General features: G+C 62.1%; 17 protein-coding genes. 3 read left to right on the top strand and 14 right to left on the bottom strand.

Annotation, left to right across the window (positions count from 1 at the left end):
• Positions 1–15: 15 nt before the first annotated feature.
• Positions 16–657: a substrate-binding domain-containing protein gene (locus ABB33_RS01070; RefSeq protein ID WP_056930830.1), complete on the bottom strand. Its 642-nt coding sequence runs from the start codon at positions 655–657 to the stop codon at positions 16–18.
• A 118-nt stretch (positions 658–775) separates the two neighbouring features.
• On the opposite strand from ABB33_RS01070, the gene ABB33_RS18030 reads away from it, so the two are divergent.
• Positions 776–1075 (top strand): helix-turn-helix domain-containing protein, encoded by a 300-nt coding sequence (locus tag ABB33_RS18030; protein WP_082594924.1) that lies wholly within the window; start codon positions 776–778, stop codon positions 1073–1075.
• Between the two features lie 14 nt (positions 1076–1089).
• Here ABB33_RS18030 and ABB33_RS18025 read toward each other — a convergent pair whose 3' ends face one another.
• The 13 genes from ABB33_RS18025 to ABB33_RS01015 form a co-directional block, all read right to left on the bottom strand.
• Positions 1090–1998: a LysR family transcriptional regulator gene (locus ABB33_RS18025; RefSeq protein ID WP_082594923.1), complete on the bottom strand. Its 909-nt coding sequence runs from the start codon at positions 1996–1998 to the stop codon at positions 1090–1092.
• A gap of 218 nt (positions 1999–2216) precedes the next feature.
• Complete coding sequence (locus ABB33_RS18020; protein ID WP_082594922.1) at positions 2217–2483, bottom strand: hypothetical protein; 267 nt, start codon at positions 2481–2483, stop codon at positions 2217–2219.
• Between the two features lie 124 nt (positions 2484–2607).
• Positions 2608–3240, bottom strand: coding sequence for a hypothetical protein (locus ABB33_RS01060; RefSeq protein WP_056930828.1), 633 nt, complete (start codon positions 3238–3240; stop codon positions 2608–2610).
• Between the two features lie 20 nt (positions 3241–3260).
• Positions 3261–3824 carry a HupE/UreJ family protein gene (locus ABB33_RS01055; RefSeq protein WP_425513307.1) on the bottom strand — a complete coding sequence of 188 codons (564 nt, stop codon included), beginning with the start codon at positions 3822–3824 and terminating at the stop codon, positions 3261–3263.
• A gap of 56 nt (positions 3825–3880) precedes the next feature.
• Complete coding sequence (locus tag ABB33_RS01050; RefSeq protein WP_056930826.1) at positions 3881–4825, bottom strand: IS481 family transposase; 945 nt, start codon at positions 4823–4825, stop codon at positions 3881–3883.
• A gap of 376 nt (positions 4826–5201) precedes the next feature.
• Positions 5202–6443: a TolC family protein gene (locus tag ABB33_RS01045; protein ID WP_082594921.1), complete on the bottom strand. Its 1242-nt coding sequence runs from the start codon at positions 6441–6443 to the stop codon at positions 5202–5204.
• Positions 6440–6742, bottom strand: a complete 303-nt coding sequence (locus ABB33_RS01040; protein ID WP_056930824.1) for a DUF3240 family protein — start codon at positions 6740–6742, stop codon at positions 6440–6442. The genes ABB33_RS01045 and ABB33_RS01040 overlap by 4 nt, the downstream gene beginning before the upstream one ends.
• A complete protein-coding gene (locus tag ABB33_RS01035; protein ID WP_056930823.1) occupies positions 6735–9827 on the bottom strand; it encodes an efflux RND transporter permease subunit in 3093 nt (1030 codons plus the stop codon). Before ABB33_RS01035 ends, ABB33_RS01040 begins: the two co-directional genes overlap by 8 nt.
• Position 9828: 1 nt before the next feature.
• Positions 9829–10869, bottom strand: coding sequence for an efflux RND transporter periplasmic adaptor subunit (locus ABB33_RS01030; RefSeq protein WP_225546710.1), 1041 nt, complete (start codon positions 10867–10869; stop codon positions 9829–9831).
• A 443-nt stretch (positions 10870–11312) separates the two neighbouring features.
• Positions 11313–12308, bottom strand: a complete 996-nt coding sequence (locus ABB33_RS01025; protein WP_056930821.1) for a M56 family metallopeptidase — start codon at positions 12306–12308, stop codon at positions 11313–11315.
• A complete protein-coding gene (locus ABB33_RS18360) occupies positions 12308–13072 on the bottom strand; it encodes a BlaI/MecI/CopY family transcriptional regulator (RefSeq protein ID WP_082594920.1) in 765 nt (254 codons plus the stop codon). The genes ABB33_RS01025 and ABB33_RS18360 overlap by 1 nt, the downstream gene beginning before the upstream one ends.
• A 23-nt stretch (positions 13073–13095) precedes the next feature.
• Positions 13096–15591 carry a heavy metal translocating P-type ATPase gene (locus ABB33_RS01020; RefSeq protein ID WP_056930820.1) on the bottom strand — a complete coding sequence of 832 codons (2496 nt, stop codon included), beginning with the start codon at positions 15589–15591 and terminating at the stop codon, positions 13096–13098.
• Positions 15592–15712: 121 nt separating this feature from the next.
• Positions 15713–17590, bottom strand: coding sequence for a cytochrome c/FTR1 family iron permease (locus ABB33_RS01015; protein WP_211260852.1), 1878 nt, complete (start codon positions 17588–17590; stop codon positions 15713–15715).
• A 153-nt stretch (positions 17591–17743) separates the two neighbouring features.
• Between ABB33_RS01015 and ABB33_RS01010 the strand changes: the two genes are divergently transcribed.
• Both ABB33_RS01010 and ABB33_RS01005 read left to right on the top strand, forming a co-directional pair.
• Complete coding sequence (locus tag ABB33_RS01010; protein ID WP_056930818.1) at positions 17744–18022, top strand: metal/formaldehyde-sensitive transcriptional repressor; 279 nt, start codon at positions 17744–17746, stop codon at positions 18020–18022.
• A 45-nt stretch (positions 18023–18067) separates the two neighbouring features.
• Positions 18068–20059 (top strand): heavy metal translocating P-type ATPase, encoded by a 1992-nt coding sequence (locus ABB33_RS01005; protein ID WP_056930817.1) that lies wholly within the window; start codon positions 18068–18070, stop codon positions 20057–20059.
• The last annotated feature ends 51 nt before the right edge of the window (positions 20060–20110 follow it).

Below are 20110 nucleotides of genomic sequence, written 5' to 3'. Positions count from 1 at the left end.
CAGAGGGGGCGGCCACTATGCAGCACTTGCCCTGGCAACTTGCAGCGCTCTACGTTCGAACCGCTCTACAACGGAACTGGCTTGCTCCTGGGGTCGCTGCAAGTGCGTCACGATCTCGTAAGGGCCATCGATGATCGGCCGCATCGCGAGCCCCCAGCGATGGGCATGCTCGATGCGCGATTGCGCGGATACCCCGACGCCATAGCCGGCCGCGACCCATGTGGCCAATAGGGCAAACGAAGTCACGTACCGGATGTTTTGCCGACCTATAGGCGGGAGGGTGGAAAGTCGCTCGTCGAGCTTGGAGCACATTTCCGCCTGCCAGCGATACATGGGGTAGTTCAGCAGATCGGCAATCGTGAGCGTTGCCTGGTCAAGCAACGGGAACCGTAGCGGCATGGCGACGGCCATGCACTCAACCCACAACGGCTGGGTCTTAAGGGTCGTGTCGCCCGACGCCTGAAGCGATACCCCTGCGTCGTAGCGACCGTTATGTAGCCCCGTGCGCAGGTCGTTGCCCGAAACCTCAAAGAATGCGAGGGTGACATCGGGTTCTTCCGCGCGTTGCAGCGCCAGCAGTGCCGAGAGCTTTGACGATGGCACGCCTGGCGCTATGGCAAGCCTGAGATGGGAGAGCCGGCTGGTGGTGTTGTACATGGGTGCCCCAAAGCGGCAAAGCAGGTCGAGAGCAAGCCGACATGATAGTTAAGAGAGAACTTTAACGTCTATAACATTAACGTGGTTAATTTGGGTAGATTGTTCGACGCTTCTGCTAATGCAGAAGCCCACTATTCAGCCAGGCCGCCCCATTGGCACATCGACATATGAATCCGAGCCAGCGTTGGCCTTCGGGCAGGCTGTGCGCGCTGCGCGCGTCGCTCAAGGTGTCGCTCAAGACGAGTTTGCATCTAGAGCAGGCATCTCGCGTTCGCACATGGGCAAGATCGAGCGCGGGGAGCACGTGCCCACGCTTCCTCTCATCTTAAAAATTGCCACGGCGCTCGGAATAAGCGCCGCTGAACTGATGTCTGCAACGGAGCGCAACCTTGGCACCGGCAGCAGCACAGATTCTTGAGGGTGACCGAGCTGTCAGCTACTCAGACTGTCGCGTAACCGGACGAGATCATGCAGACGAACGATGAATCGCTCCAGCGAAGCCGGCATGTCGCCGCCACCGAGTCGGAGCAGATAGGTTGTGATTACTGCTGAATCCACCGCTAGCGGGCGAGTCAGCACATCTGGTCGTGGACTGATAGCAACCCTGGTCGCTGTCGTGAAGCCGACACCAAAGCCCGCGCTGACCAGGGTAAGCATCATCTCCAGCGAGGATACGTGCTCGACCACATTCGGTTCACGTTCTAGAAGCCGTAGAAGCCGAGCTAGTTCACGACAGTAGCCTTCGCACACCTGTGGATCGCACAGTACAAGTGGGTGGCCTCCGAGTTCATGGAGTGGGACTGCCTTGTGGACAAGCAGCTCATGTCTGACAGGTACGGCGATCACCAACGGGTCTTGCCAGATCGGCTCGGCAACAATGTCGTCGCCGACTTCGGCCGTGTGCGCGAACCCGATGGTGAAGTCGCCGGCACGCAGACCGCGCAACTGCTCGGCCAACGGCACTTCGGACAAGCGAATCTCAACGTCTGGCTCTTCAGCGCGACAACTGGCGAGAAAATCCGACAGCCAGGGATCAATTGCGCCATCGGATACTGCGATGCGCAGGCTACCTCGCGAGCCCGCTGCAACAGCCTTGGCATTCTCTCGTGCTTGTTCCAACACGGTGAATAGTCGGCGAGTGTCTTGCAAGAACGCAGTACCTGCTGCGGTCAGCCGGGTACCTCTGCGGTCTCTATCGAAGAGCAAGACCCCCAATTCGTCCTCCAGTTCTTTGATGGCTCGGGAAAGAGGTGGTTGTTCGATATGTAGTCGCTCGGCAGCTCGTGTGAAATGCAGCTCCTCAGCCAAGGCTACGAAGCAACGTAGATGTCGCAGCTCCATTAAACATGTCTCCTTGTGCGCTCCAATCTGCCGCGCAGGTTCAATGCGAGCGCTGCCGGGTAGAACCCGCTCCTCGGTTAATGGCAGAGCCATGATCTGTCACCCAGGAAAGTTCTGAGTATTAGTAGCACCGAGCATGCAAACGAGCGCCAAACTAGGGGCCAATCCAACAAGGCAGTGGCCGCAGCTCGCAGGGCTACGGCCACAACCTTGAGCAATCAGTTCTTGCCGCCGGACGATTGACGGGTTGCCGGTGCCGGCGTTGCAGCCGGCTTCTTCTTCGTGGCGGCATCGCATTGCTCTTTCAGCTTCTTTACTTCGGGGTAAGCCACGTCGCTGATGTACCGCTTCGTATCTGCCAATTGCTCGCAGGTCTTCGGCATGGCCTTTTCATCGTCGTTATGCGCGCCGGGATGGGCCATCGCAAGCGGTGAAGCAAGCGATGTGCTGGCCAGGAAGGCAATCAAGAGCGGACGAACATTCATTTCACTATCTCCATAGGTAGGGCCCGGCCTCGTGGCAGGGCGGAAACTTCGGCTTCCTAGTGCGCGTTTGGCACAGCAGGAGGGCCGGAGTGCATAGGGCATTCGCCCCTGTCTTTCCGGCGAACTACAAGACGCGCTTCATTTCCACGTATTGGCCGCGAGTGCGAACAACCACAGTCACATCGACATCCCCGCGGTTTCGCCAGAACCAGCCGTGATTGCCACTAAAGGCAGCCTGGATCACGCCGTCACCTGCGGGCACGGCGCGGCCTTTCTCGTAGCTTATGGACTGTCCACCGCCATCGCCGTGGGTATCAACGTTCACTACACCGCCTTCGGTGATCCAACTGAATTCGGCCTTCTCACCAGCCTTCATGCTTAGCTTCACTTCGGCCCCCTGGCCGGGTTTGAGTAGGACGCGCACCTCATCGCGCCACGCAGAATCGTTCGTCACCTGGGCGGCACCTTGCACCTGTGCCAGCGTGGCTGCGCTTGCATTTCCTGTACTCGTGGCAGCGGTCTTGGCTGCATCCATGGCGGCGTCCGCAGCAGCTTCTTTGGCCAACTGTGTCTTGATTTCCCCCATTTCCGTCAGCCCGAGAGCACGACCAATTCTTGTCGGGTCGATTGCGTATTCGGAGGGAAGGACGACGGCGACCAGAATTGCGATGGCCGCAACGAGCGCAATAATCGTCGAGCGTATCAACTGTTTCGATGTTGGCAGGGCGTCAAGGGTTGGCTTGGATACGTTGTACATAGAGTTTTCTCCGTGTGCAGTTAGGAAACGAAGTAGCCGGTGATCTGGTAGCCGATCAAAACGAATCCGGCACACATCATTGCCACGTTTGCGGTGTACGCATGGCGCCAGAAGCTCGCCGTCCGACGCCAGTAGCTCATTGCGATCAGGATCGTGCCGAGCGCAAGCAACTGCCCGATTTCAACGCCGACATTGAACGCCAGCAGGTTGGGAATCAGGCCGTCAGGTGAAATGTTGTATTCGATGATCTTGGTGGACAGCCCAAAGCCGTGAAATAGTCCGAATACGACGGTTGCAACCTTCGTGTTGGGCTGAAAGCCTAGCCATCTTTGAAACGCGCCGATGTTGTCGAGCGCCTTGTAAACAACTGAGAAGCCGATGATCGCGTCGATGATGTAGCTGTTGATCCCGACGTTGAAATACACGCCAAGCAGCATCGTGGTTGAGTGGCCGATGGCAAATAGCGTCACATACAGGCCGATATGCTTCAGTCGGTACAGAAAGAAGATCACGCCGAGCAGGAACAGGATGTGGTCGTATCCCGTCGCCATGTGCTTCGCCCCTAAATACATGAAAGGGATCAGATTGACGCCAGATATTTCTTGGATGTAGCCCTTGTCACCTTCGGCAACGGCATGGGCTAGCTGTGTAAACCCAGTACGTTGTTCAGCGGGATTCGGGAGATGGGCGGCTTGTAGCCGAGGCTGGCGTGGAGCCGGTGCCAGTTGTAGTGGTGCAGCCAGTCATGGAGGGCGCCGGCCCGCTGCACGGAGTTGTCGTAGGCGCGGGCATAGGCCCACTCGCGCAGGCTGGTCTGTACCAGGCGCTCGGCCTTGCCGTTGGTGCGCGGGGTGTAGGGGCGCGTGCGCAGGTGGCGCATGCCGAGGCGGCGGAGCAGGCGCTGGAAGCGGCGCGACCTGTAGCACGTACCGTTGTCGGTCAACACCCGCTCGAAGCGTACGCCCAGGCTGCGGTAGTAACGCACCGTGCGGATCAGAGCCTTGCAGGCACTGGTTCCGCGCTCGTCCGGTGCGATGGAGGCAAAGGCCACGCGCGAGTGGTCGTCGATGGCCAGGTGGACGTATTCCCAGCCGATGCCCCGGTGCCGGTGCGAGCGGTCGCCGGTCACACGGTGGCCCGGGGAACCGATTCGCCCCAGCTTCTTGATGTCCAGATGCAGCAGTTGGCCGGGCCGGGCGTACTCGTAGCGGTTCTCCGGCAGCGCCGGTTCCAGTTCGGCCAGGCGATGCAGCCCGGCACGGCGCAGCAACCGGGCGATGGTGCTGGGCGCCACGGGCAGTCGCTGGGCGATCTGGCGATAGGTCCGGCGCGAGCGACGCTGCTCCAGCACCTGCGCCACGATGGCCGGCGGCGTGGCATGGGGGCAGGTCTGCGGCCGGGAGCTGCGGTCAACCAGACCCGCAGGGCCTTCCTCCCGGTATCGCTTGAGCCACTTGTAGGCCGTGCGCACGCTCACGCCGGCCGCGTGGGCGGCCTCTTCGATGCGCAGGCCCTGCACGAGGATGCGCTCCACAAGCAGGGCTCGACCGCGAGGCGTCAAACGGGCATGTTTATGCAGGTTCATCCGGGGCTCCTGGGGGCTGGGTTGGTGTCGTAACTCCCATCTTCCAGCGATGCCCCGGATGAACAACCTACTGAGAGATCACAGCTAGCGCCTGATTCGCACTTGCGAACATGAGGAGAAGCGCTGCTATTAGAAATAGGAGAATCCGTGGCCAGGTTGAGGGAAGGCGACTTGGCATTGCTGCCGTAAATCTTTCGTGGATGAATCTCATACCTTTAATAAACTCCAAAAAATCCTTTGATGAGCGCAGAAAGTGGCTTTTCATTCGCCGCGCTCGTGCGATCAGGGTGACGAAAATCGACGTGCGCACGCTGGCGTGCCGTCTTGGCATCGTCGGGGAGTTGCGCCAGTGATATGGGTGTGCAGCGACGCAGCTTTATTCGTCGGCCAGCCCAAGAATCAAGTGAGCGTCGATCAGCAGCCGATTGCGCGCCTTCAACGCTTCGACGCGGGATGAAAGCGATGCCCCGGCGGCGTCAACGGATTGCCGACGCAGCAGCAGCAGCGATTGCAGATCCCCTTCGCCGAGGCTGTAGCCACGCTGGCCGAGCCTTGCGTTCTCGCGGGCCATTTGTGCGGACTGTTCGGCTAACCTCCACCGCCGCAGTGCAGTGCGGGCATCGTTGATGGTTTCCGCAGTCGCCAGGTCGATTTCCTTTCGCTGGCGCTCCAGTTCGGCCCGCGCCACGTCCGCCTGCTTGAGCGCCTCCAACATGGTTTCCTTGCGATAGGTCCCGCCGAGCGGGATGCTCACGCTGATGCCTACGATGCGTTCGCTGCGACGAGCCTCCGAGGCTGTGAAAAGGCCAACGGTGGGGTCAGGAATTCGATCGGCCCGTGCCCGATCGGCCGTCAGTTCGGCCCGCTTCAGCGATTCCTGCATCGTCCGCAGCGTGTCGCTCCCGGCCAGGACTCGTTCGCGCCATTGCGCTTCGTCCAGGTCTAGTTCCACAGGTTCACTCAAGGACTGTGGCTCCATCACCAAAGACGGAAAGCGTGAGCGCAGGCGAAGGATCGCCTTGGTTTCCTGTGCCTGCGTGGTGTCAAACTGTCGGCGTGCCTCGGCCGCATCCGCTTGCGCAGCGTTGAGATCAAGAAGCGACGCATCGCCGGCCCTGCGGCGCCCGGCAACCGCCGACGCGCTCGATTCGGCGAAGTCGAGTTGTTCCTTAGCCAACTCTCGCGCCTGAATAGCTGCCAGCCAGTCGATCCACAAGTCAGCCAATGTACGCGCCGCTTCATGTCGTGTTTGCGCTAACTCGGCGCGGGCTATTCGTTCGGTCGTGTCGCCTAGGCCCTGATCGAGTTCGGCCTTGCCGCCAATTCGTATCGGTCGCTCGATCCTGGCGGTCCATTCGTTTGAATTGCCACCTGTGTCATAGCGGCGTCTCTGACTGTCGATCCCTACAGACCACTCGTAGGGCGATGCAGCGATCCTGCGCCCTGCATGGCCTGCTGCTTCGAGCGCATGCCGAGCCTTCACGACAGAAGGCTCCTGCTCAATGGCCGCACGCGCAAGTTCGGCAGGAGGTAGGTCGGACGGAATGACGGGCTGCGCAAACGCCTGCAGGGGCAACACCAGCGCCCATCCCAGGGTCATCGTGATCCAAGACTTCATGCAATCTCTCCATCGATCGACAGCGGCGCTGCCCAATAGCGCAACCCGGTGCCGGCAAAACGTTCTTGCAGCAATTGCAGGATTTCTTCCTGCTTCCCGTCGGTGACTAGGATCTGCACTTGGACCGCGTGGCTGCGCCCCATCACTTTTTCTTCGTTCGATAGCCGCCCGTAGGCTGTGCCGTGGCTGAACGTCGGCGTGCTGACAAAGAGTTCGTCACCCGCGACATCGAGCAGCAAGTCGAGCAACTTTTCCTCGATCTGTGGATCGAGAAGCAGGGTCAAGCAGGACTTAGGCATGGTGCGCCTCCATGGGCGCCGCCGACTTGGCGTGCGCGAATCGCAGGTACAGGATGGGTAGCAGGATCAGCGTCAGCGCGGTCGCCGTGATCAGGCCGCCGATCACGACGATGGCCAGTGGCCGCTGGACCTCCGAGCCGGGGCCGGTGGCGAACAGCAATGGGATGAGTCCGAATGCGGTGATTGATGCGGTCATCAACACCGGGCGCAGACGCCTGTGTGCTCCCTGTGTCACGCAATCGACGAGCGACAAGCCTTCGGCGTGCAACTGGTTGAAATAGCTCACCAGCACCACGCCATTGAGCACGGCGATGCCCAGTAGCGCGATGAAACCTACCGAGGCCGGCACCGAGAGGTACTCGCCCGTGAGCCAAAGCGCCACGATGCCGCCGACCAGCGCAAATGGAATGTTGCTCAGGACCAGCAGCGCTTGTCGGACCGAGCCGAAGGTGGAGAACAGGATGATGAAGATGAAGCCGATCGACAGCGGCACGACGAGCGAAAGACGCGCTGCCGCACGCTGCTGATTCTCGAACTGACCGCCCCAGGCAATGCGGTACCCGGTGGGCAGCGTGACTGCCTGGGCGACCTTGGCCTTGGCCTCCTCGACGAAGCCGACCAAATCGCGCCCGGTGACATTGGCGATCACTACGCTGTAGCGGCTGCCCATCTCGCGGTCGATCTTCACAGGACCGCCTTGGCGCTCCAGTTGGGCGAGCTGGCCCAACGCGACGCTTTGCCCATTGGATGTCGTAATGCGCACTGCCGCGAACTCCGCGGGCGATACCTTCACGATGTCCTGGCCACGTACCACGACGGGGATGCGCCGATTGCCATCGATCACCGTGCCTGCACGCTGGCCTTCGATCTGCACGCGCAGCGCGTCTTGCACATCCTCGACCGACAGGCCGTAGCGACCCGCTGCGAGGCGATCGACGATGACACGCAGGTACTGCACGCCGTCGTTCTGAACGGTATAGACGTCCTGGTTGCCCGGCACTTCCTTCATCAGCTTCTCGACCTGGGCGGCGAGGTCATTGAGCGTCGACAGGTCCGGCCCGAAGATCTTGATCGCGATGTCACCACGCACGCCGATGATCATCTCGGACACGCGCATGTCGATCGGCTGGGTGAAGCTGTAGCCGACGCCCGGGAGTTCGTCGAGTACCGCGCGAATCCGATCTTCCAATGCCGGCTTTCCCCCGGGGGCCCACTCGTTGCGAGGCTTCAGCACGAGATAGGTATCGGTCTGGTTCAGGCTCATCGGGTCTAGCCCGATCTCGTCGGCGCCGGCGCGCGCCACGATGCCAGTGATCTCGGGTATGCCCTTCATCAACGCTTGATGGATCTTCAGGTCGAGTTCGGCCGTTTGCTCCAGGCTCACCGATGGCAGCTTCTCGATGCCCACGATCAGGTCTCCCTCGTCCATCGCTGGCATGAAGGTCTTGCCGACCAGGGTATAGACGCCTACCGCGGCCGCCAGCATGACGCCGGCCACGACAAAGACGAGCTTTTGCCGGCCCAACGCGAAGCGCAGGATCGGCGCATACAGCCGCAGTGCCTGGCGGGGCAGCCACGGGTCGTCGTGCTTCACCTTCTTGAACAGGAAGGACGACAGCACCGGGATGATGGTGAGGGACAGCACGAGCGAGCTGGCCAGCGCGAACACGATGGTCATCGCCACTGGCACGAAGAACTTGCCTTCGAGCCCTTGCAGTGTCATCAACGGCAGGAACACGACGGCGATGATCAGGATGCCCGCGGCCACCGGCACGGCCACTTCGCGCACCGCGCGGAACACCATGTGCTGGCGAGGCAGCTTGTCCTTGCCGTCATGGGCCATGTGCTGGACGATGTTCTCGACCACCACCACCGCGCCGTCGACCAGCATGCCCAGCGCGATGGCCAAACCCCCAAGGCTCATCAGGTTGGCCGACATGCCATACCAGCGCATCAGGATGAAGGTGGCCAGCGCCGACAGCGGCAGCACCACGGCCACTGTCACCGCTGCCCGCAGGTTGCCGAGGAATGCGCCCAGCAGGACCAGCACCAGTACGGTCGCCTCCAGCAGCGCCTTTGACACCGTGCCGACCGCCGTCTCGACCAGTTTGGCGCGGTTGTAGAAGACGTTGATCTCGACGCCCTTCGGTAGGGTGGGCTTGAGTTCTTCCAGCTTCTGCGTCACGCCTTGCACGACCTTCTGCGCATTGGCACCAGCCAGTCCGAGCACCAGGCCCTGCACGGCCTCGCCTCGGCCGCTTTGCGTCACCACGCCATAGCGCGTGAGGTATCCCTCGCGTACCTGGGCGATGTCCGTGATGCGCACGCTTGCGCCGCCCTCGGCCTTCACGACGATGGCGCGCACGTCGTCCATGGTCTTGATGCTGCCTTCGGTACGCACCAGCAGTACCTCGTCGCCTTCACCCAAACGGCCGGCGCCGTCGTTGCGGTTGTTGGCCTCGATGGCGGACCGCAACTGCGCCGTGGACAGGCCCACCGCGGCCAGCTTCACCGGATCGGGAACGACCTCGAAAGTTCGCACCTTTCCGCCCAGCGCGTTGACATCGGCCACGCCTGGCACCGAACGCAGGGCGGGCCGGATCACCCAATCGAGCAGACTGCGGCGGTCCTCCAACGTCATCTCCGGCGACTCGACGGTGAACATGAACATCTCGCCGAGCGGTGTCGTGATCGGCGCCATGCCGCCGCTGACGCCTGTCGGCAGATCGGCGCTGATGTTGGACAGACGCTCGGCCACCTGCTGGCGCGCCCAGTAGATGTCGGTGCCGTCCTGGAAGTCGACCGTGATATCGACGATGCCGTACTTGGACATCGAGCGCAGGATGCGCTGGTTGGGGATGCCCAGCATCTCCACTTCGATCGGCACCGCGATTCGGGTTTCGATCTCCTCGGGCGTCATGCCCGGGGCCTTCATGATGATTTTGACCTGGGTGCTGGAAACGTCGGGGAACGCATCAATGGGCAGGTTGCGGAAGGCATACCAGCCCGCACCGGCGAGCAACACGCTGGCCAGCAGGACGAACAGGCGCTGCGCGAGCGCGAATTGAACGAGGCGCGTCAGCATGTCAGTTGCCCCCGCCCTTGCCGAGCCAAGCCGCCTTGAGGCCGATCACGGAGGTGATGGCGATCTGCTGGCCGGGACGCAGCGTGCCCTTGACGCGCAGGGCCTGGCCGGCGCTGTCCAGCACCTCCACCGGCGTGGCCAAGAAGCCCGTTTCGGTTCGCACGAATACATAGGCCTTGTCGCCCTGCCGCGCCACGGCAGCGACCGGCACAGGCCAGCCTTCCCCACCACCGGCAAACGCCACTTGCACCTGTACGAACTCGCCGGGCCGCAGCAACGGCGCACCGCGCGTGACGTCCGCGCGTAGTGTGACGGTCTGGCTTTCACTGACAGTGGTGCCCAGGCTCGTCGTGACGGCACTCGTATCTCGACCAACGACGTTCACCTGGCCGCCGCGAGCCGTCACCTGCGACTGTCGCTCCACAGGCAACTGGATGTCGAGCCACAGCTTGCTTGTGTCGGCGACACGCACCAGGGGATCGGACTGTTGGACGCGCTGGCCGGTTTTAATACCGATGTCGGTCACGGTGCCCCCGGCGCGTGCCCGGATGACCAGCGCATCCTGCATGGCGCCGCCTTCGGCGACGCGGCGAATGGAAGCCGCATCCAGACCTGCCAGCCGCAAGGCGGCTTCCGCTTGGCGTAGTCTGGCTCGATCCTCCGCTGCGGCGGTCTCCGCGTCCTGTGCCCGGCGATCCGGCACGATGCCTTCTGCGGCCAATTGCTTCTCACGCTGCAGCGTCCTCTGCGCCAGCCGGTTGCGCGAAGCTGCCTCCATCAGCTTGAGCTGCTGTTCACCCAATTCGGGGCTCACCAAGCGCAACAGAGCTTGGCCAGGCTTCACGGCTTCGTTCTGACCGACGAGCAATTGATCAACGACGCCGGCTAGCGGTGCGCTGACGACGTACTCCTGCGAGGGAGGCAGCACGACGCGGGCTGGGTAAGTCATACCCGGAATGGATGCAGGCTTTTCTAGGCGTTGTAGCTGTACGCCCAAGGCTTGCATTTGCGCGGCTGAAACGGCGAACTCGTCGGCGGCCAAGGCCGCCGATGGGAGAGAGAGCGCGATTGCGAAAGCGCAGAGCGTGCGCGTCCAAAGTGAAGATTGGTAAGACATAGATGCTCCGATAAATACTCCGCGAAAATTCCAACGCGCCGCTGCAACTAGCGAACAGGGTCTTGACTGCTTCATGGGAGTGACCTCACGCGCCCCCCGTGACGTGTCGGCCATGCAAATGACGCCGAGGAGCACGGGAGACGGCCTCTTTCAGCCAAAGAGGTTTGACGGGTAGGGTGAATGGATCGCGGGTTCCAACGACCACCAAGGCCGTTAAACCAATCAAATTCATGAAAACTCCCACGAGGGCAGGTGACGAGCAAACGATTCCGCGCGATGACCGTCCTCGCACGTCGGGCGGAATCATCAAAAAACCGATCATTGATCGGTTTTTCGCCTAAAAAAACACAGAACACACGCATATGAACTTACCTGGGCATCATGGTGATGAAAGATTCGGTCGCAGAATGCAGCCAGCCTACAGATAGGCTGCAAAACGCTAGAACAAGAATACCTAGCATCAACCCTAAATATGAGACAGACGACTGCTTAGGCGACAGCAGTGCTTCGACGCGCTCAGGAACAAAATCGGAAAAGAACGCCATCGTGAATGGCGCCTGTTCCCTGGCGTGCTGCCGATATATCTTCTCCATCGCGACGATAGTTTCGGCCACGGCGACGCGACACCCCACTTCATTCGCAGCAGCAAAATCGCAACGTTGTTCCAAAGCGAGTTCTAGATCACGCAACAATCGGCGACGGGTGCTTGGCAGTTGGATGCTAGACAATACGGCAGCGACTAAACGAAGCAGAACATCGCGATTGGTGATGTGTGCCTGTTCGTGAGCTAGCACCACGCGCAACTGTGTTGGGTCAAGTTGCCGCATCAATAAGGTCGAAAGCAGGATGTGGCCATGCCCGATGCCGCAGGCGAGCGCCATAGGCCGATCGACATCAAGTACGCGAAGTCTCTCAGGATGTCCCGGACGCCTGCTAAGACGCACCAGCGAGGCAAGAGTTCGCCGAGCGCGCCAAAGCCCCGCTGCGGCCCGTGTCGCCAGCCAGGCGGCATATCCCACCAGCAACGCCAATGCCCCCCATAGCCACGCACTCTGACTGTTGCCGCTCGGGTGCGAAACGCACAGATGCAGAAGCGTGTCAGCGTGCGCAGAACAGGCAGCGGCAAATCGAGCCGAACCTTCAAACATTGACGGCATTGCAAGGGCCATAAGCACGTAGGCGATGCCCGCCAATGCCGGAGTTACCAGCGCCCACCAAGATATCCGTGCTCGCTGAGAAGGAGTCCTCCCAGATAACGCACGACGCAGCGGGTGCTCACAGGCTCCAATCAGCAGGGTAAGCGTCACCGCCAGCACAAAGCCGGACAGCAATGCAAACTGAAGTAGTGGGCCATAACTCGTCATCACGTCTGATCCAATTCAGCACGCCGGCGGGCAATCAACTCCTCAAGCCTCTTGAGCTGATCATCATCCGCTCTTGCAGCAAGATCGACAAAGGCACGCAGCAATACATCCGGCTGCGGGCCTGCAACACGGCGCACCGTGGATTCGACCAGCTTGTGGATTAATTCCTGGCGCGAAACTCGCGCTGAATATTCATAAGCATGACTGATCTTTTCACGCCGAAGCATGGTCTTCCGAAATAGACGTTCCAGCGTAGATTGCACCGTGTTCAAGGAAATCGAGCGCGACTGTCCAATGCGTGCGTACACCGCCTTGGTATCGGATGGGCCGAAACGCCAGATGTCTTCAAGCACGGCGATTTCCAGATCGCCAAGCGTTGGTGCGCTGTGATTGGTCAAGGTAGTCAACTCCGAGCTTTGACTCGAATTTAGCAGTATGCTGTACAAAAAACCGACCGTCAATCGGTTTATTGTATCCTGCTGGAGCCACAGCCGGCAGACGATGTGTTGGCCCATGACCAGTCCGCGCGGCCTCTCGATTTCTCTGGGCACCCCTCTGCCACACGCGGTCGCGGCAAGGTGCTGTCCTGGACGCTGCTCGATCACTGGCTTCCACGGCGCAAGCGAGAATCCCATTCCGTCGTCGAGCATCGCGCAGCGCCCGTTGGCCAGCCTGACGACGCGCCGGTAGATGCCGGCCACACGCTGCTTATCGGCCACAAGGCGATGCTCCAAGCAGGTTTCTGCGGCAAATTCACCGTACATCACGCTTCACGCAGTACAGGCGTTCATGCCGCCGAGTTCTTGACAGGATTGCGATAGGCGAGCAGCCGCAGCGCATTGAACACCACCAGCAGGGTGGACCCTTCGTGCACGGCCACGGCCGGGCCGATGCCCAGCCCCAAAATCGTGGCCGGCACCAGCAGCGCCACGATGCCCAGGCTGACGAACACGTTCTGGCGGATCACCGAGCGTGTATGCCGGCTCAGTCCCACCGCAAACGGCAGGTGCTTGAGATCGTCGGCCATCAGCGCCACATCGGCGGTTTCCAGCGCGACATCCGAACCGGCGGCGCCCATCGCGACGCCTACCGTTGCGTTGGCCATCGCCGGAGCGTCATTGACCCCGTCGCCGACCATCGCCACCTTCGTTGTCTGCCGCAGTTTGCGGATCGCCTCGACCTTGTCCTCGGGCATCAGGTCGCCCCAGGCCTCGTCCAAGCCGACCTCGCCAGCGATCGCCTCGGCGACCTTCTTGTGGTCGCCAGAGATCATGATCATGCGGCGGATGCCCAGGTCGCGCAGTTGCTGCAGGGCCTCCTTCGCGCCAGCGCGCGGCGTGTCCAGCAGCCCGATGGCGCCCAGGTCGCGGTCACCGCGCCGCACCACCATGGTCGTGCGGCCGCTTTCGCGCAGACGCTCGATCGCAGTCTGGGCAGCGGCTCCCAGCGCAGGAACGCCTTCGGTGCCGAACATCTCCACCTTGCCAATCCACACTGTCTCGCCCTGCAGCTTGGCGGTAACGCCGCGGCCGATCAGGTTCTGCAGGCCGTCGGCATCCGATGGCTGCGTTGCACCCAGGCGCTCGCGCCCATCCCGCGCAATGGCGGCGGCCAGGGGGTGGTCGCTGAGCGACTCGACCGCCACCGCCACGGACAGCAATTCTTCCTCGCTCGTGCCATCGACCGTCACCACATCCGTGATGCGGGGCTTGCCCTCGGTCAGCGTGCCGGTTTTGTCAAAGGCCATCGCATCGAGGGAGCCCAACTCCTCCAGTGGCGCGCCGCCCTTGATGAGCACGCCGCCTCGCGCGGCCCGGGCGATACCTGAAAGCACCGCGCTGGGCGTGGCAATCGCCAGCGCACAGGGGCTGGCCGCCACCAGCACGGCCATGGCGCGGTAGAAGCTGTCGCGGAACGGCTCATCGACCACAACCCAGGCGAACAGCAGCAGAAAGGCCAGCCCCAGCACGGCTGGCACGAAGATGCGCTCGAACTTGTCCGTGAAACGCTGTGTGGGTGACTTGCGTGTCTCCGCCTCGCTGACCATCTTCACGACCCGCGCCAAGGCGGATTCGCTGGAGCGGCGCGTCACCTCCACCTCGATGCCCCCCGCGCCATTGATGGTGCCGGCGAAGACGCGCGACGCCGCATCCACGCTGTCGGGTCGGGCGCGCGCCTTTGCGGCATCCTCGACCGGGCGTTTGTCGACCGGCATGCTCTCACCGGTGACCGGAGCCTGGTTGATGGCCGAGGTGCCCTGCACGATGAAGCCATCGGCTGACAGGCGCTGGTTGGGCCGAACCAGGACGATGTCGCCGACAACCAGTTCCTCGACGGGAATCTCTTTTGTCTGACCGTCACGACGTACCGTCGCGGTGTCCGGCGCCAGCTCGGCCAGGGCCTCGATGGCGCGCTTGGCCCTGCCCATCGCATAGTGTTCCAGCGCATGACCCAGGCTGAAGAGGAACAGCAGCAGCGCGCCTTCGGCCCAGGAACCTAGCGCTGCGGCGCCGGCGGCAGCCACCAGCATCAGCGTGTCGATCTCGAAGCGCCTGAGCTTGAGGTTGTCGATCGCCTCGCGCAACGTGTAGAAGCCGCCGAAGAAATACGCCAGAACGAAACAGGCCAGCGGCAGCCAGCCGGGCATGCCCGTCATCAGCTTGTCGATCGCCACGCCAACGCCCAGCAACGTACCGCAGGCCAACGCGAAAATCATTTCGGTATTGGCGCCGAACAGACCTCCCTGTCCATGCACATGCCCATGTTCGCCTTTCTCGCCCGGCTCGTGACGATGCCCCGGCTCGCCGTGCACCGCAGACGTCGGCGTTGTCGAATCTTCAAGCCGCTTCACCCCTGCACCCGAAAGCGACTTGAGGAGGGCCTGCTCCGTGACCGCCTGGCGGTCGAAATCCACGTGAACCAATCCCATCGCGCTGGCCTCTGCATCCAGCACGCCCGGCAACCCGCGCAGCAGCTCGGTTACCGTCCTGGCGCGCCGCGCATGGCCGATGCCCTCGGTCTGCCATAGCACGTGCGCGAAGCGTTCTGTGATCTGCGCACCTGCTGCCTGCACGATCTCGCGGATGCGGCCCAGAGGCAGCAACTCGGGATCATGGTGGATACACAACTGCGCCGGCGCATCGTCTTGCGCCGTTCGTACATGCACCTTGTCGATGCCTTCACGGCCCTGCAGGTCGTCGATCAGGCGTCGAACGATGGCGTCCTGCGCATCCGCGATCTGCGGCAGTACCAAGGGAATGTCGAGGCGCAATTTGCTGGTCATATTGTGTTGGTCGCATTAGGACGGCATAACTTGAGAAAGGACTCGACCCCAACGTATTAGGAAGCCCGTGTAATTTAGCTTCATAGCGTCTCCCGCGTTCAAGGGTCGAAGCGGCATCTGTTCAAGAGTTCTGCCTTGTTCGGTTGAACCACAAGCCACCCGCGATCAAGATCAATGTCAGCACCTGTAGCGCTAGGCCCTGCGCTGTCGGATAGATGCCCAATAGCGGCAGTGAAAAAAATCGAACGGAAGTTGAGTCAAGCATGCCGGCTTCCTGTAGAGCTGCGACGCCGTTGCCCACGAATACGACTGCCAGCAAAGCGAGAAAAGCGGAAGTCGCCGCAAAAAACGGCCCGATTGGCAAGCGCACGCTGTAGCGCAGGATGGCCCCGCCAATCAGCACTAAAAGAAGCGTGGCTCCTGCGACGCCCCACAACACCGCGCCGTGGCTTTCAGCTCCCGCCTGGACCCACAATGTCTCGTAGAACAGGATTACCTCAAACAACTCGCGGTACACCGCAAGGAAGGAGATACCGGCCATCGCCCATAGCGTTCGTTTGTTGAGCGCCACATCGACCTGCTCGCGGATGAAGCGATTCCAGGCCTGTGCGTTCGATCTGCTATGCAACCACCATCCCACGTACAACAGCATTGCCGCTGCCAGCAGCGCCGTGATGCCCTCGGTGAGTTCTCGATTCGCTCCCGAGATGCTTATCACATAGCGCGCCACACTCCAGGTGACAGCCGCAAGTGCCACTGCCCCAATCCAGCCCGCGTGGATATACGGCAAGGCATCGCGCCGTCCGGTCTTCACGACTAAGGCGATGATGGCCGCCAGCACAAGGATCGCTTCTAACCCCTCGCGTACCAGAATCAAGAGAGAACTCACGAACGCTGTCGACCACGACAAACCACTGCCGGAGAGCGCGTCGTCGGCGCGGTCGAGGAGTGCCTTGGTCTTTTCGACCTGGGCAGCCACGGCCTCGGGCGGCTGGCCGTCTCCGATGGCAGCGCGCAACGTCATCATTTCCCGCTCCACCTCGCCGCGCAGAGGAGCGTTCACGGTGTCAAGCGCCGATTCGACAAGCTCAAAGCCTTCGAGATAAGCGGCGATTGCAAGCCGCCGCGCATATTCTCGGTCGCCGCGCGCATACGCCTTCGCAGCCTCGTCGAGTTTGGTGCGCGAGACCGCCAGGGGCGCCGGCGCGGCTAACTGTAGTGCCTGTGGTTGATGGGTCAGGTAAGCGCGTACAGCGTCCAGCGACGAGCCGGCCTTTCCCTGTTCGCTGGGCGTCTTCGTGACCAGGGTGGACAGGGCATCGAACGCCTGCTGACTTTGCCCTTGGCGCCATGCGGCCTCACCTTGGGCGATGATCTCGGGGCTAGCTCGCAGGCCGCCCACAAAGAAGGCCAACGCCCAACGGTCGGCTTCGGAAAATTCATTGAAGGCGCGCATCGGCGTGCCACCCACGCCAAGCGTGATCGTGTTGTACAGACCATAGAGACTCCGCTGACGCATGCGCGCCTCGTCGTGGAAGTTGCTGGGCGGAGGGAGCATGTCCTTGGCCAATGGCCCATCTCCGCGGCCCTGCGCGCCGTGGCATGTGGTGCACTGCTGGGCAAACAGCCTCGCGCCCCGCGTCAAGTCGGGTGCTTGTCGTGGCGCCACGCTGAGCTGCCAAGCCTGGATCACCCCGGCGCGCAGTCGCGCGGCTAGGGCAGCGACCTCGCTGCCTGGTGCCTTAGCCCCGATGCGCTCAATCAGCTCGCGAGCTTGCCGCAGCAGCGCAGGCTGTTCGGTCACAGCGGGCAACTGATCAAGTAGCGTCGCGATCTGTGTTGCGAACTCCTGTTGCTCCGCATATTCCTCGGCGTTGAGAACCTTGCCGTCCTGCACGAACTCGGGGTAGTCCACGCCAACGTAGTCAAGCATGTGGACGACGGTTTGTGCCTTCTCATCATCGGCCGGGGCGGCTGCGGCGAGACCATGCAGGCTCATCGCAATCAGCAGGGCGATGAACCACCGTGGTAGGGGGTTTGAAAAGCAAGAACGCATGGGTACCTCGTCTTTCCGGGCGCCTGGTGCCCGTCCTTGTTAAAAGGTCGCGTCTAGAATACCATACCCCCCTATGCTAACTAAAGTCTCGACACCATGAGTCACACCGTCAAGGAAAAGCCGAAGCTTCTCGCCCGAGCCCGTCGCATAAAGGGACAGCTTGAGGGCATCGAGCGCGCCCTGGAAGCAGAACTGGGATGCGCCGACGTCCTGCACCAGATCGTGGCGGCTCGGGGTGCGTTGACCGGCTTGATGCGCGAAGTGATCGAGGGGCACATCCACTCGCACATCGCTAACCCCCAAGACCCCGGCGACGGCACGCGCGAGCAAGGCGCGGCCGAGTTGATCGCGATTCTTCGCAGCTACATGAAGTGAATTCCAGTCGTGCCTGTCGCGCGCAAACCCTCTTAGGACTCTACGATGAATACATCTCCGCATAATGTGCCGCATGGGCACGATAGGCTCACCAAGCAGAGCCACGAGGATCACGATCACGATCATGAGCACGAGGCTCACGATCACGAGCATCCCTTCGACTGGAAAGAGGCACTGCGTATCTGCCTTGTCGCGGTCGCTGCCGCTGCGGTCTGGTTCAAGTGGTGGGAACCCTATCCGGCGATCAGCGTGATCGGCGTCATCGGTCTGGCGATTGGCGGCTGGCCGATCCTCAAGGAAGCACTAGAGAACGCGCTAGCCCGTCGCATGACGATGGAGCTTTCGATGACTATCGCCATCGTCGCCGCAGCCGCGATCGGTGAGTTCTTCACTGCACTGGTGATCACGCTGTTCGTGCTGATTGCGGAGGTGCTGGAAGGCTTGACGGTCGGCCGTGGGCGCAAGGCGATCAGGGACCTGCTGGAGTTCTTGCCGCGCGAGGTGTCGGTGCGCAGGACGGGCGCCATCAAGACTGTCGCGGCCGAGGAACTGTCGGTGGGCGACGTGATTTTGGTTTCTCCCGGCGGCCGCCTTCCCGTCGATGGCGTCGTCGTCTCCGGCCACTCGTTCACCGACGAATCGCGCATTACCGGCGAATCGATGCCGGTTGAGAAGACCGAAGGCTCGCGCGTCTATGCCGGCGCGATCAACCAGTCGGGGGCACTGGAGATTCGCGCCGAACGCATCGGCCGAGATACGAGCTACGGCCGCATCATCGAGGCCGTGGAGCGCGCCGAGCGCTCGCGGGCGCCCGTGCAGCGGATGGCGGACCGGCTCGCCGGCTATCTGGTGTATTTCGCGCTGGGCGCTGCCGTGCTGACCTGGCTCATCACGCGCGACATGCGCGCGACCATCTCGGTGATCATTGTTGCCGGCGCGTGCGGCATCGCTGCCGGAACGCCGTTGGCGATCCTGGGCGGCATCGGCCGTTCAGCGCGACTGGGGGCCATCATCAAAGGCGGCGTCCATCTCGAAACACTGGGCAAGGTCGATACCGTTGTGCTCGACAAGACCGGCACGCTGACATACGGCCGGCCTGAGATCCAGTCCGTTTCGCCCGTGGAGGGCGTGTCGGCCGAGGAGCTACTCGATGCTGCGGCTACCGCCGAGATCCGCTCGGAGCATCCGCTTGGCAAGGCCATCCTGAGCCGCGTGAAAGCCGAAGGGCGTGAAGTTCGGGAGCCGGAGCACTTCGGCTATACGCCAGGTCGGGGCATCTCGGCGCGGCTGGGCGATGCCACGATCCTCGTCGGCAACCGCGCCTGGATGGCCGACAACGGTATCCACATGCCGCCGACTCGTGATCTCGGGGCGTGCACCGAGGTCGTGGTCGCGAGGGACGGACAACTTCTTGGCACCATCGACATCGCCGACACGATCAGGCCCGAGGCGAAGCGGGCCATCTCTGCGCTGGAGGCCATGGGCGTGCGGACGGTTCTGCTGACAGGCGACAACCATCAGGTCGCAACCGCCGTGGCCACCGAACTCGGCTTGAAGAACGTCGAAGCCGAATTGCTGCCCGAGGACAAGCTAGCCCGACTGGCCGACATGGTGAAAAAAGGGTGGACGGTGGCAATGGTCGGCGACGGCGTGAACGATGCGCCTGCGCTCGCTGAGGCGAGCGTTGGCGTTGCGATGGGGTCAGGCACCGATGTGGCACAGGAGAGTTCCGACATCGTGCTGCTGGGCAATGACCTGGCGTGCTTTGTGGACACGATGAAGGTGGCGCGCCGCACGCGCTCCATCATCTGGCAGAACTTTGTGGGCACGATCGGCATCGATCTGTTGGGCATTGCGCTGGCCGCGTTCGGATTGCTGGGCCCCCTGTTGGCCGCCTTCATTCACGTAGCCTCGGAGCTGACGTTCATCCTGAACTCGGCACGTCTGTTGCCGCAGGCACGGCGCAAGTCGCTCCCCTCGGCGGGCGGTGTTTCAGCGGAAGGGCCTGCCGACGTTGCCGCTGCTGGCCGCCACTGAGGCAATACGATGACAACTGCCTCCGCATCGGTCACCTGGGTTGGCGTCAGG

It is taken from the genome of Stenotrophomonas acidaminiphila, assembly GCF_001431595.1.
In the GTDB taxonomy this organism is placed as follows: domain Bacteria; phylum Pseudomonadota; class Gammaproteobacteria; order Xanthomonadales; family Xanthomonadaceae; genus Stenotrophomonas; species Stenotrophomonas acidaminiphila.
This window is presented reverse-complemented; position numbering and strand designations above follow the sequence as displayed.

What these genes read in the sequence shown, in the direction of transcription:
- ABB33_RS18025 (WP_082594923.1), bottom strand. Translation starts at nt 1,998, where the DNA reads ATGGAGCTGCGACATCTACGTTGCTTCGTAGCCTTGGCTGAGGAGCTG.
- ABB33_RS01040 (WP_056930824.1), bottom strand. Translation starts at nt 6,742, where the DNA reads ATGCCTAAGTCCTGCTTGACCCTGCTTCTCGATCCACAGATCGAGGAA.
- ABB33_RS18360 (WP_082594920.1), bottom strand. Translation starts at nt 13,072, where the DNA reads ATGTACGGTGAATTTGCCGCAGAAACCTGCTTGGAGCATCGCCTTGTG.
- ABB33_RS01010 (WP_056930818.1), top strand. Translation starts at nt 17,744, where the DNA reads ATGAGTCACACCGTCAAGGAAAAGCCGAAGCTTCTCGCCCGAGCCCGT.
- ABB33_RS01020 (WP_056930820.1), bottom strand. Translation starts at nt 15,591, where the DNA reads ATGACCAGCAAATTGCGCCTCGACATTCCCTTGGTACTGCCGCAGATC.
- ABB33_RS18020 (WP_082594922.1), bottom strand. Translation starts at nt 2,483, where the DNA reads ATGAATGTTCGTCCGCTCTTGATTGCCTTCCTGGCCAGCACATCGCTT.
- ABB33_RS01045 (WP_082594921.1), bottom strand. Translation starts at nt 6,443, where the DNA reads ATGAAGTCTTGGATCACGATGACCCTGGGATGGGCGCTGGTGTTGCCC.
- ABB33_RS01050 (WP_056930826.1), bottom strand. Translation starts at nt 4,825, where the DNA reads ATGAACCTGCATAAACATGCCCGTTTGACGCCTCGCGGTCGAGCCCTG.
- ABB33_RS01070 (WP_056930830.1), bottom strand. Translation starts at nt 657, where the DNA reads ATGTACAACACCACCAGCCGGCTCTCCCATCTCAGGCTTGCCATAGCG.
- ABB33_RS01005 (WP_056930817.1), top strand. Translation starts at nt 18,068, where the DNA reads ATGAATACATCTCCGCATAATGTGCCGCATGGGCACGATAGGCTCACC.
- ABB33_RS01060 (WP_056930828.1), bottom strand. Translation starts at nt 3,240, where the DNA reads ATGTACAACGTATCCAAGCCAACCCTTGACGCCCTGCCAACATCGAAA.
- ABB33_RS01025 (WP_056930821.1), bottom strand. Translation starts at nt 12,308, where the DNA reads ATGACGAGTTATGGCCCACTACTTCAGTTTGCATTGCTGTCCGGCTTT.
- ABB33_RS18030 (WP_082594924.1), top strand. Translation starts at nt 776, where the DNA reads ATGCAGAAGCCCACTATTCAGCCAGGCCGCCCCATTGGCACATCGACA.
- ABB33_RS01015 (WP_211260852.1), bottom strand. Translation starts at nt 17,590, where the DNA reads ATGAGCCTGCATGGTCTCGCCGCAGCCGCCCCGGCCGATGATGAGAAG.
- ABB33_RS01035 (WP_056930823.1), bottom strand. Translation starts at nt 9,827, where the DNA reads ATGCTGACGCGCCTCGTTCAATTCGCGCTCGCGCAGCGCCTGTTCGTC.